The 500-nt window shown below is 65.8% G+C and carries 1 protein-coding gene; it reads right to left on the bottom strand.

Annotated elements, in window-relative coordinates; translation table 11 throughout:
- A partial coding sequence (locus tag HMPREF1627_RS00340; RefSeq protein ID WP_034499917.1) for a hypothetical protein occupies positions 1-500 on the bottom strand: 500 nt, incomplete at both ends.

The following is a 500-nucleotide window of genomic DNA, read 5'->3' as shown; positions in this document are numbered from 1 at the left end:
CGCATGCCAGTCCAGGCATTCCTGCCACGGCCTGCCCGGCGCAAAACCCGCGAGCGCCCCCCGCAGCAACTGCGCGTACGAGGCCGCCAGCAAAGCGGTACGCGGATCCGGCGTCACCATGCGCACAACCTCTAAACTCACCCGCGTGCACTCGCGAGAATCCAACGCCGCAGACAGTCCCACCGGCACCATGAGTGCAAACACCTCATTGCCAGCCACGCGTGCACGCGGACGCAAACTCTCCCAGCGGGCACTCGCCGCAGCCACCAACCGGGCAACGCTGGGCGACTCGCCCTGCTCCTGCTCAATCCGCCCCCGCAAATGCGCTGGAGCAAGCGAAGGCTGATCCGCCCACTGCAAAACCGCCTGCAAACCCGGAGCCACCTGCGCCGGATGCGAGCGATACCAAGCCATCAATCGCACAGCCAACTGATCTAGCGCCACCTGCGAACCAAGCGGGCTCTGAGCAGCTACCTCCAGCCCCAAAACAGCCAGCTGCA

It is taken from the genome of Actinomyces sp. S6-Spd3, assembly GCF_000758755.1.
GTDB lineage: Bacteria > Actinomycetota > Actinomycetes > Actinomycetales > Actinomycetaceae > Pauljensenia.
This window is presented reverse-complemented; position numbering and strand designations above follow the sequence as displayed.